Origin of the sequence: Marinobacter sp. F4216, assembly GCF_019931195.1 — a bacterium.
Taxonomy (GTDB): domain Bacteria; phylum Pseudomonadota; class Gammaproteobacteria; order Pseudomonadales; family Oleiphilaceae; genus Marinobacter; species Marinobacter suaedae.
The window spans coordinates 198,138-212,752 of sequence record NZ_JAIOUO010000007.1; the positions used below are offsets into that span (position 1 = coordinate 198,138).

Sequence of the window (14,615 nt, forward strand, 5' to 3'; positions counted from 1 at the left end):
GGCCGCTATCCGATTAAGTTCATAGAGTTACGTTTAAGGGTTTCACTTGGCTAAGATTCAGGCAATTCGTGGAATGAACGATATCCTGCCGGACCAGTCGCCGGTCTGGCAGTTTGTTGAAGACACCGTTCGCAAGGTGCTCGGGCAGTACGGTTATCAAGAAATCCGTATGCCCATCGTTGAACAGACCGATCTTTTCAAGCGCTCTATCGGTGAAGTGACCGACATCGTTGAAAAGGAAATGTACACCTTTGAAGACCGCAACGGCGACAGTCTGACGCTTCGGCCGGAAGGCACCGCCGGATGCGTGCGGGCGGCGGAAGAGCACGGACTGCTGTTCAACCAGACACGCCGGCTCTGGTACACCGGCCCCATGTTCCGTCACGAACGTCCGCAGAAAGGCCGATATCGCCAGTTCCACCAGATTGGTGTGGAATGCTTTGGTATGACCGGCCCGGACATCGACGCCGAGTTATTGGTTCTTACCGCGCGTCTCTGGAAAGCTCTTGGGCTTGCCGGGCATACTCGCCTGGAGATCAACTCACTCGGTACGTCCGATGCGCGCAAAGTCTACCGTGAGGCCCTCGTTGCCTACCTCGAGGAGTACAAAGAAGAACTGGATGAAGACAGCAAGCGTCGTCTCGGCACCAACCCCCTGCGGATTCTGGACAGCAAGGTTTCGGAAACGCGGAAAATCCTGGAAGGTGCACCAAGCTTCGACGACTACCTGGATGACGATTCCAGGGAGCACTTTGAACACCTCAAGTCCCTTCTGGAAGAGGCTGGTGTAGAGTACACGGTCAATCCGGCGCTGGTTCGGGGGCTCGACTACTACGGTAAGACCGTCTTCGAGTGGGTGACCGACAGTCTTGGCGCTCAGGGAACCGTTTGTGCCGGAGGGCGATATGACGGTTTGGTAGAACAACTGGGGGGCAAGCCAACACCGGCGGTGGGCTTCGCGATGGGGCTGGAACGTCTCATCCTGTTGCTCGAGACCCTGGATCTGATTCCTGCGCATGTCACCACTGATGCGGATGTCTACGTCACGGCCATGGGAGACAGCGCAATACCGGTGGCGATGGCCCTGGCTGAAACTCTCAGGGACGCGTTGCCAGGGCTTACCATTGTCTCCCACTGCGGAGGCGGTAGCTTCAAGAGCCAGATGAAAAAGGCCGACAAGAGTGGTGCACGGTATGCGCTCATCCTCGGTGAAAACGAAGTGGCAAGTGGTACCGCTGCCCTGAAACCGCTGCGTGCGGACGAACCCCAGCAGGACATTGCCCAGGCCGAATTGGCGTCAGCACTGGCCCGAGCCTTCAATCTTTAAATCAAATCGAACAACAACGCGAAATCGAATTACAGGAGTCACAATGGCTGAATTGCGCACCGAAGAAGAACAGGTCCAGGCAATCAAGGACTGGTGGAAGAATAATGGCAGTTCGCTGCTGATTGGTGTCGGTGCCGCCCTGGCAATTGTCTTTGGCTGGCAAGCCTGGCAAAACCACCAGACACAGCAACGGGCTGAGGCTGCTGCCCAGTTTGCCAATTTGTTGAATACCTTCGGCAATCAGGCCGATGAAACCGCTGGTGAAACCGTCGAGTTCGTTGCCAAGTCGCTCCGTGAGGAGCACGGTGACAGCGCGTATGCTGTCTATGGCAACCTGATTTTGGCCAAGCAGTATCTGCTGGATGGCGAGACGGAGTCGGCGATTGATTCGCTGACCTGGGCGAAAGATCAGGCCGGGGATCACCAGGCTCTGAAACTGGTCATTGAAAACCGTCTTGCCCGTGCACAATTTGACGCCGGGCAATATGACGAGGCGCTCGCTACTATTGATGGGGTAGACGAAGCCGGGACTTTTGCCCCCATTTTCTCTGAGTTGCGGGGCGATATCCTGCTGGCGAAAGGTGATTCAGAAGGTGCCAAGAAGGCCTATCTGGCGGCTCGTGAAGCGAGTCCCGAAGGGCGAAGTGGCATTCTGGAATTGAAACTGTCTGACCTAGGTGTCGGAGGGGACGCCTGATGCGGGTAACTCGCAACAGGCTTCTAAAGCACGGACTGATGAGTCTGGCTGTCCTAGTTGGGGCGGCTGGCTGCAGTACGCCAGATACCTTTGAACAGCCCCGTCCGGTTCCCGACATCGAGGCTACGGTCGAGCTGGATTCGGTCTGGAGCATGTCAGTGGGTGATGGTCATGACGGGGATTACCTGTATCTCACGCCGCTGAATGCGGGTGACATTCTTTACGCAGCCTCTGCGGATGGCACCGTGTATGCGGTCGAGGCAGAGCAGGGCAAGGTTGTTTGGAAGAAAACCCTGGATGATAGGATTTTCTCCGGCGTGGGTGGTGATGGCGAACAGCTATACCTGACAACCCGGGAAGCCGACCTGCTGGCGCTGTCCCGTGAAGATGGTTCCGAACTGTGGCGTGCGGAGCTTCCGACTGAAGTGCTGTCGATCCCGCAGTCCAACGGCCGACTGGTCGTGGCTCAAACAACCGATGGGCGCGTACTGGCCTTCGACGCGGAAAGTGGCGCTCAACGTTGGCAGTATGATGGCGTGGTTCCGGTTCTCTCCATGCGAGCGGCTGCGACGCCGCTGGTCGGGGCTGATGTCGTTATTTCATCGTTCTCCAATGGCAAACTGATTGCACTGTCGGCAGAGAACGGCCAGCCGCTCTGGCAGTATGCGGTGGGTGAGCCTCAGGGGCGCACCGAGCTTGAACGCCTGGTGGACATTACCGGTCAGCCCCTGGTGATCGATACCGCGATCATGGTGGTGGGCTACCAGGGCAAGCTGGCCCTGGTGGATGTTCGAACAGGCCAGGAAATCTGGAGCAAGAAGGCGTCCAGCCTTTATTCGCCGTCCATCGGGGGCGGCAATATTTACCTGGCCGAGGCCAATGGCGATGTTGTTGCTCTGCGAGGTTCGGATCGCCGGGAGTTGTGGACCCAGGAGCGTCTGGCGTGGCGCCAACTGACCCGGCCAATTGTTTCCGATGACTACCTGGTGGCCGGTGATTACGAAGGTTACCTGCACGTTTTGTCAAGAGAGGATGGCAGTTTGTTGGGCCAGCTCGATTTCGATGATGACGGTATCCGCGTACCGGCACAGCGGCTGGAGAATGGTAACCTGTTGATCTATGGTAATGGCGGCAGGATGTCGGTCCTGCAAATCCAGCCCGTCGAATAACTGACCATCAGCCCGGCTTCCACACCGGGCTGTTTTCTATCTCAAGTAGCGAAGCACTATGACCCCAGTAATTGCCCTTGTCGGCCGTCCCAATGTTGGTAAGTCGACCCTGTTCAACCAGATGACCCGGTCCCGTGATGCCCTGGTGGCAGACTTTCCCGGTCTGACCCGGGACAGGAAATACGGCGACGGCAATTACGAGGGCCAAAGGTTTATCGTGATCGACACCGGCGGTCTGACCGGTGATGAAGAGGGGCTGGATGCCGAAATGGCGCGCCAGTCTCTGCAAGCGGTGGAAGAAGCGGATATCGTCCTGTTTCTGGTGGATGCCCGTGCCGGGCTCACTGCCGGTGACGAAACCATCGCTAACCACCTCCGCCGTTCTGGCAAACAGGCCCACCTGGTGGTGAACAAAACAGACGGCCAGGATCCGGATATTGCCGCCGCAGACTTTTACCAACTCGGCTTCGAATCTACTTTCCTGATTGCTGCGTCCCACAACCGGGGTATCCGCTCCCTGCTGGAAGAGCTGCTCCCGACGCCCGAGGAAGGGGCCGAGCAGGATAGCGCCAGCAAGTATCCCGGTATTCGGATCGGCGTTGTTGGTCGGCCGAATGTCGGTAAATCGACACTCGTCAATCGAATGCTGGGGGAAGACCGGGTCGTGGTCTACGACATGCCGGGAACCACCCGAGACAGCGTGTATATTCCCTATGAACGGCAGGGGAAAGAGTACACACTCATTGATACCGCCGGGGTGCGACGTCGTAAGAATGTGCGTGAGGCGGTCGAAAAGTTTTCCATTATCAAGACCCTTCAGGCCATAGAAGATGCTCACGTTGTTCTTCTGGTCATTGATGCCCGTGAGGGTCTGGTTGATCAGGATCTCCACCTGATTGGGTTTGTTCTGGATGCCGGCCGATCGCTGGTGATTGCCGTCAACAAGTGGGACGGTATGGATCCCGAAGAGCGCGCCAGGGTGAAGGAACAAGTGCAGCGGCGCCTGGACTTTCTGGATTACGCGGACAAGCATTATATTTCTGCGCTGCACGGCTCGGGCGTGGGTGTTATGTACGAATCGGTACAAGCCTGTTACGACTCAGCCATGGCCAAGTGGCCGACCAATCGCTTGACGGCAATCCTTCAGGACGCGGTTGCCCAGCATCAGCCACCGATGGTGCAGGGCAGGCGGATAAAATTGCGCTTTGCTCACCAGGGAGGCTCGAATCCGCCGAGAATTGTCGTTCATGGCAACCAGGTAGAGGCACTGCCAGGTTCCTACAAGCGCTATCTGGAAAATACCTTCCGGAAAGTGCTCGATGTGACCGGTTCACCCATTCGCTTCGAATTCAAGTCCGGCGAAAACCCCTATGCGAACAAGGTGGAACGAATGACACCTCGCCAGCGGGTCAAAAAGGACAACGACCTGAAGAAGGGACGTCGGGTCAAGAAGACCCGACAGAAGAGCATCAAACGCTGATTACTGTCTTTCGTCAAACGGGGATTAACCCCGTTTGACGTCCTCTGCTTGCCTGGCCTGAACCGCGGTCAGGGCAATGGTAAACACAATATCGTCCACCAGTGCGCCCCGCGACAAGTCATTCACCGGCTTTCGCAAGCCCTGCAGCATGGGGCCGATGCTGACCACGTTGGCGCTACGCTGAACCGCCTTGTAGGTCGTGTTCCCAGTGTTCAGGTCAGGGAACACAAACACGGTGGCTTTGCCCGCCACCTTGCTGTGGGGGGCTTTGCTTTTTGCCACGCTTTCAATGGCAGCGGCATCGTACTGCAGCGGTCCGTCAATCAGCAGGTCCGGCCGGCGCTCGCGGGCAATCCGGGTGGCTTCCCGAACCTTGTCGACATCCTGTCCACTCCCGGATTCCCCGGTGCTGTAACTGATCATCGCCACCAATGGCTCGATGCCAAACGCTTCCGCAGACTCGGCGCTCTGAATGGCAATGTCTGCCAGTTCCTCGGCATTTGGATCTGGATTGATGGCGCAGTCACCGTAGACCACGACCTGCTCGGGTAGCAGCATAAAGAATACCGACGAAACCACCTTCGCGTGCTCGTGGGTCTTGATCAGCTGAAGGGCAGGGCGGACTGTGTTGGCGGTGGTGTGTATCGCTCCGGACACGAGGCCGTCTGCCTCATCTCGCGCAACCATCATGGTTCCGAGTACGACGTTGTCTTCCAGCATGGCTTCTGCCATGTCCGGCGCTAGCCCTTTGTGTTTGCGCAACTCCACCATTGGTTGGACGTAGTTGGGCCGAACCTCTGAAGGTTCAATAACTTCAAGATCCTCGGGCACTTCGAGTCCCTGGGAACGCGCCACTTCCTGAATATCGTTGCGATGACCGATCAGAACGCATCGGGCCAGGCGACGCTGGTGGCAGATGATGGCGGCCTGGACGGTTCTGGGTTCATTCCCTTCAGGCAAAACAATGCGCTTGTCGGCGGCACGCGCCCTTTCTGACAGTTGATGGCGGAAAGCCGGTGGCGAGAGACGACGTTGACGTTGGACTTTCAGATGGTCCTGCAGCCAGTCGGTGTCAATTCGCGTCGCCACGGTTTCCATGGCCAGTTCGATTCGTTCCTTGTCGTCCACCGGTATGGCGGCTGACAGGTTAGCCAGTCGATTGGCGGTTTCGTAGGTGTTGCTCTGCGCGGAGAGCACCGGGAGACCGGTTTCAACCGCTCGCCGGCACAGGTCGATAACCTGGTGATCGGGCATCAGGCCGCCGGTCAGCATCAGCCCTGCCAGCGGAACACCGTTGAGCGCGGCCACGGCGGTTGCAACAAGGATGTCTTCCCGGTCTCCGGGAGTCACAATGAGCGTTCCGGCGGTCAACGTTTCCACCACGTTTCTCAGGCTCTGGGCAACCACGGCAACTTTCTGGATGCGGCGAACCTTCATCTGCCCATCGTACAGGACGTGTATGTCCAGTTCCCTGGCGATATCGGAAACCCTGGGTGCCAGAAGTTCCGGTAGCCAGGGGATTTCGGCCAGTAATTTGAAGCGGTTCTGGCGAAATACATTGCAGGCCCGGCGGTAGTCCGGTTCGGATGTTGGCTGATCCGGTATGCCTTTCAGGAACAGATTGGAATCATCCGGCTGGCCCACTTTATTCAGGATGACGGCGATCACATCAGGGTCTGAAGGATCGGCATACAGCCTCGCAGAAAAATCCAGTTCGTCATCCAGCATTGCAGGCTCAGCGTCGCTTGGAGCGGCCACCAGAATCACGTCGGAGGCCAGGTTGCGGGCCACCTCAACATTCAGTCTGGCGATATAGGCTTCGCTCCGGTCAGGTACCAGGCCTTCAATTACAACGACATCCACCTGCTCCGCGACTTTCTGGTATTCGCCGACTATGCGTTCCATCAGGTAATTGGATTTGCCCCGATTCAGGAGTTGCTGGGCCTCCTTCAGGCTGATCGGTTCAGGTGGTTCTACCCGGCTGTGCTCGCGGACAAACTCCACCGAGGCGTCTTTGCCATCGTTGTGCACCGATTCGCCGTGGTGAACTGCCTGGCGAAAGGGTTTATAAAAGCCAACGCTCACCCCGACCCGCTCCAGGGCCCGGTGCAAGCCAAGGCACACGGAAGTGAGGCCGGAATGCATGGAGGTTGGGGCGATGAACAGGCTTTTGGCCATAATGGCGATCCTTACTGTCAGGGGCGTTCACTGGGGGTAGGGGTTTCCGCCAAACGTTTGGCTTCACTGGCAATGACCAGTTCTTCATTGGTGGGGATCACCATCACCGGAAAGCGCGATTCGGGAGAGCTGATGATACCGTCGCTGAATCCACCGTGCGCGGAATTGAGATCCGCTTCCAGTTCGAAGCCAAGCAGTCCAAGGTGATTACAGGTTTGCTCCCGGATACGGCTGCTGTTTTCACCAATGCCACCGGTGAATACCAGAGCATCGATCCGGTTCAGTGAGGCCATCATGGCACCAATGTACCTGGCCAGTCGGAAACAAAATACATCGATGGCTAATCGGGAGGGCTCGTGGCCATGATCTGCCAGATCGCACAGGGTGCGCATGTCATTGGTTTGTCCGGACAGGCCAAGCAAACCACTTTGCTGGTTCAGTACGTCGTTAAGTGCCGCTGCGGTGATGCCTTTGCCATCGAGGTAGTCAAACAGCCCCGGATCTACATCTCCACTGCGGGTGCCCATCACCAAACCTTCCAGAGGGGTCAGCCCCATGCTGGTGTCAACGCTCAGGCCATCGCGGATGGCGGTTATGCTGCAGCCGTTTCCAAGATGGGCAGAAATCAGAGACGTCGTGGCGGGGGTCCGGTCCAGTCGTCGGGCGGTTTCCCGGGACATAAAATAATGGCTGGTCCCATGAAAGCCGTATCGACGCACAGCCCAATCCCGGTAGTAGCTCTCTGGAACAGCGTACATGTAGGCTTTGGGTGGTAGCGTCTGGTGAAAGGCAGTGTCGAATACCGCAACCTGCGGAACCCGTGGGTAGAGCTTGCGCATGGCCTCAATACCTGCAAGGTTCACCGGGTTGTGCAATGGTGCAAGTCCCGAACACGCCTGGATACCTTCGATGACATCGTCGTCGATCAGCACGGCTTCCCGGAACGTCTCGCCCCCATGTACTACCCGATGCCCGATGGCGGACGGTGCCGAATCAAGCAGACCCAGTTCCTCGAATGCGGACAACACAACTTTGAGGGCTTGCTCGTAACGAGCTTCGGGCTCAATCGGCAGGGGGGCATCGATTCCCTCAATACGGGCGAAGGCATCCGCAGTGTTGAGTCGCTCAACCAGGGCGGAGGAAATCTTCTGTTCCTGATGGTCAAAGAGTGCGAGCTTGATGGACGAACTGCCGCAGTTAACGACGAGCGTATTAGCTTGCATAGGCTTGTGGTTCCTGATGGTCAGGCCTGAACGCGCTCATTGGTTCTGAGCCATTCTTCGAAGTCCTGATTGGGCAAAGGATGACTGTAGAAAAAGCCTTGGGAGAAATCGCACCCTTCCTGCCTGAGGAAATGGGTCTGTGCTTCCTCCTCAACGCCTTCAGCGATCACCCGAAGGCCGAGGCTGTGAGCCATATTGATAATGGCTTTAACGAGGGAGGCATCTTCAGGCTCCTTCATGACATCCTGCACGAAGGACTTATCGATTTTCAGGGTATCGAAAGGATAGCTCTTTAGGTAGCTCAAGGCTGAATAGCCGGTGCCAAAATCATCCACTGACAGCCGCACGCCCGCACGGTCGAGCTCCCTTAGGATCTCTGCGGTTTCGATGGAGTTGTCCAGAAGAAGCCGTTCGGTGATTTCCAGTTCCAGCAGTTCCGGAGCCAGTCCGCACTCGGCAAGAATTCGCATCACCACTTCCGGGAAACTTGGATCACGGAACTGCCTGGGCGACACGTTCACGGAAATGGCAATGTCCTGGCCGCTAATTTGTTTCCACCGCACGGCGGCACGGCAGGCGTTTTCCAGCACCCATTCGCCGATTGGAATGATCAGCCCCGTTTCTTCCGCAAGTGGGATGAACCTGTCAGGCATTACCATGCCCATGGCCGGATTTCGCCAACGCAACAAGGCTTCGACAGCACACAGGTGACCGGATTTGGTGTGAACAATGGGTTGGAAATTCAGCTCCAGTTCCCGGAGCTCCAGTGCCCGACGCAACCGCGATTCCATTTGCAGTCGATCCTGGGAGACCTCGGTCATTTCAGGCGTGAAGTGGGCAAAGGCACTCTTACCTTTGTGCTTGGCCTGGTACATCGCGGCGTCGGCATGCTGGAGGAGGGTGCCACAATTCTTTGAATCGTCTGGGAAGGTCGCGATGCCGATGCTGGTCGTGACGAACACTTCCTGCCCGTTGAGCACATAGGGCGGTGTAAAGGTTTGCAGAATGCGTTCAGCGACCTGATCGGCGGACTCTTTTTCGGGGAGTCCGGGCAGGATTACCAGGAACTCATCCCCGCCCAGACGGGCAACGGTACTGGTTCCCCGAAGGCAGCTCGATATGCGACGAGCGGCTTCCACCAGCAAGCTGTCCCCGGCATCGTGGCCGAGGGTGTCGTTAATATGCTTGAAATTATCGAGGTCGAGGAACATTACCCCGACCATAGAACGTTCGCGCTGAGCCTGCGCCAGGGCCAGTTTCAGGCGATCGAGTGCCAGCATGCGGTTGGGCAGGCCGGTCAGTACATCGTAGTTTGCCTGGCGTAAAAGTTGCTGTTCGTACCGTTTCCGGATGCTGATGTCCTCGCCAAGGATGAGGAAGCCGCTGGTGTTACCCTCGTTATCCTTGATGGGGGTGACAATGAGCTGCTCCCAGAAGCGCTCGCCATTCTTCCGCGTGCTATTTACTTCGCCCTGCCAGACACCCACTCGTTGCACCTGAAGCCGGATGGACTGCCACAGTTGCTGGTTTTCACGGCTGTTGAACGCACTTGGATCAAGAGAGCCCGGGTGCCTGCCCCGGATTGACTCGGGTTTGTAGCCGGTTAGCTGCATGAATTTGTGGTTGGCGAATTCGATCCGCCACTGACGATCACAAATAAGCACGGAAGATGGGCTCTGCTCGATGACCTTTGAAAATTTGCGGATCTCCGCGGCATCCCGTTCCTGTCGCTTAACGTCTTCATGCAAGCGCTCGCGCATTTGGTTGATCGCATCGGTAACCTGGCCGAGTTCATCCATACGATTGGTCGGCGTATCGGCCCGTTGAAGCTGCAAGGGCTCCGAGGCGGTACTGAGAGAGAGTTTCCGGGCGTAATCGGCCATGTCGGACAGGTGGCGTGTAACAAAGTGCCGGAATATCCAGATGATCAGAATGGATACGAAAAAGGTCTTCAGAAACTGAGTTGCCAGGATAACACCCACCTTGCGCTTCAGTTCCAGGTGGAGTCGGGTGAGGTCGGCGGTAACCGTCAGTTCTCCGAGCTTGATGGACTGATCGCCTTCGTGAGTGAGTTTAAAACTATGGGAACGGGTTTTGGCGTTCCGGGGCATGTCGCCCAGCACCAGTTCGGAATCTGGCTGGCGAAGTCGCAGGTGAACGATGTCTGGCAGGCTCAGGATACCCTCCATCTGGGTTCGCAGTAGTGCGCTGTCGAGGGACCAGAGACTTTTGGAAAGGCTGGATGCGTAACCGGATTCAACGACCTCCAGGTGACGTTCAATCTGGTTCAGGTCCTCACGATAGTCGGAATAAATCTGGATCGCAGAGGCGATCAGCGAGAACGCGGAACTGAAAAGCAGAATCCAGGCAAGGAGTCTGAACGAAAGCGGGGAGGCCTGGCGGAAACGTTGGAATCGGTTCGACAGTGTTGGCATACCTGTAACTGCTTTATTAGGTCCGGTCAGTGTCGGGAGTAGGTATTATCCGATAACCGAATATAACAGCAGTGCTTTACCAGTGTCCTGCAAATATCCGAAATCTGGGGAAAAGTGTGCCGAGGTTCAGAGTTTTTGTATAACGGGCAGGGCGTTCGTTGTTTGACGTGGGTCAATACGGGCATTCGAGGGCAGGCTTAGTCTGAACGCATCAGATTTCGATACTTTCGGAGGTGCTTTATGTATATGGATGCGGTCGTTATCGCGGGATTGGTGGTTGTGCTGTTGGTGGTTGGATTTTTTGGTGGCGTTGCGCTGTTCGTGGCCAAGGACCAGAGAGAGCACGGTCCAGAAACCCGGACAAAATCAGATCACGCAGGGCAGAGGCTTTAAGCAGCTTGCGAGACGAGTATTCGAAGAAAGAATTCCAGGGAAGGAACAAGAAAGAAAATGGCGTCCCCTAGGGGGTTCGAACCCCTGTTGCCGCCGTGAAAGGGCGGAGTCCTAGGCCACTAGACGAAGGGGACGCAACGTTTTCAAACCTTGCCTCGTCGAGGTGGCGCGTATATTAGGGAAGCGCCTCGGGCCTGTCAACGCCTTTTTTAAAAATTATCCCGAATTTTTCAGACAGCGCTTTAGTTCGGACGCAAGTGCGTCAAACAGCACTCCTGCACCCTGACTTTCGAAGGTGTCGAAAATTTTGGTAACGGCATCCTTATGCTCTGGTGAAAGCTGTGCGGCTACGTTTGCCGGATTTGCCTGGAGGGTCGCAGCGAGCCCGACTTCATATCGCGATTTGTTTTCACCGGCACACTGATGGAAATGATGTTCGCGGCTGCCAGCGGCGGGGATGCCCCTGTATTCGTACATGCCTCTTGCGCACCGGGCATACTCGGAATGAACCGCAGAGTGGGCTTCCACAATGCCTTCCCGGTTGGCAAGCGCCAGTATCGCCTCAAGCCGCTGGGCGCCCGGGTCGCTCAGATCCAGAAGCGAGGTACTGAGTGTTTCGAGATCGAGGCCGCGGTCTGCTAATTGCAATACGGTGAGATACTCGCTGGTAACCAGGCTGCAGGATTCGTAGCTCTGTGACGCAAAAGCTTCCCCGGCCAAACTTGGCTGGGTCACGAGAAGTGGCGCCAGGATGAAAGTCACAAAGGACGTCGGCGCGACGTCACCATCCTAGCTCTCCTTCCTCAGGCAGTCTGCTAACGCGGCCCCCAGTTCTGGGAACTGGAATGAGAACCCCTCCTTAAGCAATCTCTCTGGTAAAGCCTTCTGGCCTGTCAACAGAAGCCTAGACATTTCACCAAGGCCGAGTTTCAGCGCCACGGCGGGCGCAGGAATCACGGTCGGCCTGTTAAGGGCATCGCCGAGGGTCCGGGTAAATTCTTCGTTAGTGACCGGATTAGGACTCACGACGTTATAGGGGCCGCTGGCATCGGGGTTATCCAGCATCCAGACTAAGGCAGCCACCACATCGGCCCGGTGAATCCATGGCATGTACTGCTGCCCGTGACCCAGTTTCCCGCCCAGGCCGAGTTTGAACGGCAGGACCATGCGTTGCAGAAAACCGCCACCGGGTCCGGCGACTATACCTGTGCGCGACAAACAAACCCTGACCCCTTGTTCGGAAAGCTGAAGAGCGGCATTTTCCCAATCCCGGCAGAGTTGGTGGGTAAATTCATCCCGGGGTGGTGTGTCTTCGGTTACGGCCTGGTCATCCTGATTACCGTAAAAGCCCACCGCAGAGCCGGAAACCATGACGGCCGGCGGTGTTTCCCAGCTGCGGGCAACGTCCACCAGTGTTTCGGTCAGGCCGATTCGGCTGTCGCGGAGTGCCTTCTTCCGGGCATCGCTCCATCGTTTGTCGGCGATGCCTTCGCCGGCCAGATTGATGATCGCGTTGAAACCGCGGTGGTTCCTCAGTTGGTTCAGGTCCCGGGTGGTTTCTACCGGACCGCACAGGGACATAACGCTTTTGGCTGGCTGGCGGCTCAGTACGGTTAGCTCATACCCCTGCTCGAGAAGCGTAGGGCAGAGCCGTTGGCCAATGAAGCCTGTGCCACCTGTGAGAAGTATTCGCTGAGACATCGGGTTTTCCTCCGATTGACGTTCCTTGTGGGAGGTTGGCTTAAAGTCGCGCTTTAACCGGTATCCGTACCTAAATGGCTGACAACGGCATCTCGGATCGCATTGCCAATCTCGGGGCTCTCGCCGATTGGAGGTGCTAGTTGGATTTCTACATTATGTGTGGATTCCAGGCCTCTGACCATGGCTGGAACGTCCTTCCTCAGGTGTCTGCCGGCGGCCAGGAAGAGAGGCACAATGGTGAAGGAAGTGAATCCCGCGGAGGCTTCCTCTGCTATCACGTCATCGAGGGACGGGCTGGCCAGTTCCATATAGGCGATTTTCGAACCGCTGACGGCATCCAGTGTTGGCTGTGCGAGCTTTTCAAAGGTCTGGCACCAGTGCTTGTCACTGCTGCCGTGTGCCAACAGAATAATGCGGTTGCTCATTGCTCCTCCAGGTTAATCAACTTCGATCGGCGTGTCGTAACAGCCAGTGCGCGCTCAGTTCCCGAAATCACTGGCTTCTAAGATAGCAGGGTGTGTGTAAATGTTCGATTGGAAAGAGATTCTGGATTTCTGGTTTGGTGAACTTGATGACCATGGCTTGCCGGACCACTTTCACCGAAGCAGGTGGTTTCATGCCGACCGAAAGTTTGACCAGGAGCTCCGCCGCCGGTTCATGTCCATGATTGTGCTTGCCTCCGAGGGCGGCCTCTCGCACTGGCGCGTCGAAGCAGGGGGCAGGCTGGCAGAAATTCTCCTGCTGGATCAGTTTTCCCGGAATGTTTTTCGTGGCTCTGCGTTGGCTTTCGAACAGGACTCCCTGGCCAGGAAACTCTGTCACCAGGCCATGCGCGCAGGGCATGATATGGAATTGCCGCCGGTACAGAGGGCATTCCTTTATATGCCGTTGAAACACTCTGAACGTATCGACGATCAGAGCGAGTCGGTGGACTGTTATGAACAACTGTTTGCATCAACTCAGGGTGTACTGAAAGAGTTGATGGCCAGCTTCGCCCAATCGGCGCGTGATCACCGGGATATCGTTGACCGTTTTGGTCGGTTCCCCCATCGGAATGCTGCTTTGGGGCGCGTCTCCCGACCAGAGGAGAATGAGTACCTGAAAAAGGCCCGTCGTTTCGGGCAGTAAGACTAAAGGAGTACCCACTTTTTGACGAGTTCATCAATGTTTGACGGTCTCCGGTTATTCATACTGGCCTTCAGTTTTCCGTTACCAAGGATGGAGCGCCAGCATGGGACAAATGGAGCCGACGACAGGAACCAAGGTCAAACCACAGGCAGAGCTGGTTGATGCCTTTCCCGCCTATCAGGGGCGAAAAGTGGCGAGAGCAAAAAGCGCTGCCCGCCGAAAGGCTATTCTTGAGGCTGCTCTGCGAATTGCTGCACGGGATGGGGTTCGGGGCATAAAGCATCGTTCTGTCGCTCAAGAGGCCGGCGTCCCCCTGGCTGCCACCACCTATTATTTTCGTGATATCAACGAACTGATCAGCGATGCCTTTCTGCTGTTTGCCGAACGCGCCAGCCACGATATTCAGTCATTCTGTGACACACTTGGCCTGGTTCTGGACAATCAGCCGCCAGAAGACCTGGCGAGGAAGAGTCCGCGCCGTGGTCTTTTAGCTCGTCGACTGGGGACCATTGCCAATGCGTTTATTGAGAGTCATGTCAACGGGGGGCGGGACCGGATGTTGGTCGAGCAGGTTTTTTTGATTGAAGCCCTGCGAGAGCCCCATCTGGCGGAAATGGCCCGCCGTTATCGTCATTCGTGGATTGCGGGTCTCAGGGGTGTTCTGGAGAGATTGGAATCGCCTCACCCCCATGAAGACGCAACCCTCGTGATCGATCTGGCGTTCGGTATGGGTTATGACCAGTTGCTCGGCTTGCCCGGGGGAGAGGCGGTTTCCCTCAAGCGGGGCGTTGACCGGATGGTCAATCTGATCCTCGGTGTCGGTTACGAGTAGCGCTGAAAACCTTTCCGCTTATTGTGTTTTGTATGAAAAGTGTACCTGAGGG

13 protein-coding genes and 1 tRNA gene are annotated in these 14,615 nt (G+C 56.6%); 7 read left to right on the forward strand and 7 right to left on the reverse strand.

What is annotated here, in order from left to right; translation table 11 throughout:
- Positions 1-46: 46 nt before the first annotated feature.
- From hisS to der, 4 genes are read left to right on the forward strand one after another with little or no spacing between them, the layout of a single operon-like run.
- The gene (hisS, locus tag K8I84_RS14750) at positions 47-1,327 is read left to right on the forward strand and encodes a histidine--tRNA ligase (RefSeq protein ID WP_223795537.1); all 1,281 of its coding nucleotides are present in this window, start codon (positions 47-49) and stop codon (positions 1,325-1,327) included.
- Positions 1,328-1,370: 43 nt separating this feature from the next.
- Positions 1,371-2,024 (forward strand): YfgM family protein, encoded by a 654-nt coding sequence (locus tag K8I84_RS14755; protein WP_223795538.1) that lies wholly within the window; start codon positions 1,371-1,373, stop codon positions 2,022-2,024.
- Complete coding sequence (gene bamB, locus K8I84_RS14760) at positions 2,024-3,193, forward strand: outer membrane protein assembly factor BamB (RefSeq protein WP_223795539.1); 1,170 nt, start codon at positions 2,024-2,026, stop codon at positions 3,191-3,193. Before K8I84_RS14755 ends, bamB begins: the two co-directional genes overlap by 1 nt.
- A 58-nt stretch (positions 3,194-3,251) precedes the next feature.
- On the forward strand, positions 3,252-4,673 hold the full coding sequence (der, locus tag K8I84_RS14765; protein WP_223795540.1) for a ribosome biogenesis GTPase Der: 1,422 nt from the start codon (positions 3,252-3,254) through the stop codon (positions 4,671-4,673).
- Positions 4,674-4,697: 24 nt separating this feature from the next.
- On the opposite strand, the gene pta is transcribed toward der, so the two are convergent.
- The 3 genes from pta to K8I84_RS14780 are packed head-to-tail and all read right to left on the reverse strand — an operon-like array spanning position 4,698 to position 10,509.
- Complete coding sequence (gene pta, locus K8I84_RS14770; protein ID WP_223795541.1) at positions 4,698-6,851, reverse strand: phosphate acetyltransferase; 2,154 nt, start codon at positions 6,849-6,851, stop codon at positions 4,698-4,700.
- Between the two features lie 17 nt (positions 6,852-6,868).
- On the reverse strand, positions 6,869-8,074 hold the full coding sequence (locus K8I84_RS14775) for an acetate/propionate family kinase (RefSeq protein ID WP_223795542.1): 1,206 nt from the start codon (positions 8,072-8,074) through the stop codon (positions 6,869-6,871).
- Between the two features lie 20 nt (positions 8,075-8,094).
- Positions 8,095-10,509 carry an EAL domain-containing protein gene (locus tag K8I84_RS14780; protein WP_223795543.1) on the reverse strand — a complete coding sequence of 805 codons (2,415 nt, stop codon included), beginning with the start codon at positions 10,507-10,509 and terminating at the stop codon, positions 8,095-8,097.
- Between the two features lie 246 nt (positions 10,510-10,755).
- Between K8I84_RS14780 and ccoM the strand changes: the two genes are divergently transcribed.
- Positions 10,756-10,902: a cytochrome c oxidase subunit CcoM gene (ccoM, locus tag K8I84_RS17020; RefSeq protein WP_317848222.1), complete on the forward strand. Its 147-nt coding sequence runs from the start codon at positions 10,756-10,758 to the stop codon at positions 10,900-10,902.
- Positions 10,903-10,960: 58 nt separating this feature from the next.
- On the opposite strand, the gene K8I84_RS14785 is transcribed toward ccoM, so the two are convergent.
- The 4 genes from K8I84_RS14785 to K8I84_RS14800 form a co-directional block, all read right to left on the reverse strand.
- Positions 10,961-11,036 (reverse strand) — tRNA-Glu (locus K8I84_RS14785).
- A gap of 82 nt (positions 11,037-11,118) precedes the next feature.
- Positions 11,119-11,637: a hypothetical protein gene (locus K8I84_RS14790; RefSeq protein WP_223795544.1), complete on the reverse strand. Its 519-nt coding sequence runs from the start codon at positions 11,635-11,637 to the stop codon at positions 11,119-11,121.
- A 54-nt stretch (positions 11,638-11,691) separates the two neighbouring features.
- Complete coding sequence (locus K8I84_RS14795; RefSeq protein ID WP_223795545.1) at positions 11,692-12,603, reverse strand: TIGR01777 family oxidoreductase; 912 nt, start codon at positions 12,601-12,603, stop codon at positions 11,692-11,694.
- A gap of 53 nt (positions 12,604-12,656) precedes the next feature.
- On the reverse strand, positions 12,657-13,028 hold the full coding sequence (locus K8I84_RS14800) for a sirohydrochlorin chelatase (protein ID WP_223795546.1): 372 nt from the start codon (positions 13,026-13,028) through the stop codon (positions 12,657-12,659).
- Between the two features lie 100 nt (positions 13,029-13,128).
- On the opposite strand from K8I84_RS14800, the gene K8I84_RS14805 reads away from it, so the two are divergent.
- Together K8I84_RS14805 and K8I84_RS14810 are read left to right on the forward strand one after the other, a co-directional pair.
- Positions 13,129-13,731, forward strand: a complete 603-nt coding sequence (locus tag K8I84_RS14805; protein ID WP_223795547.1) for a DUF924 family protein — start codon at positions 13,129-13,131, stop codon at positions 13,729-13,731.
- Positions 13,732-13,834: 103 nt separating this feature from the next.
- Positions 13,835-14,563 (forward strand): TetR/AcrR family transcriptional regulator, encoded by a 729-nt coding sequence (locus tag K8I84_RS14810; RefSeq protein WP_223795548.1) that lies wholly within the window; start codon positions 13,835-13,837, stop codon positions 14,561-14,563.
- Positions 14,564-14,615: the final 52 nt, after the last annotated feature.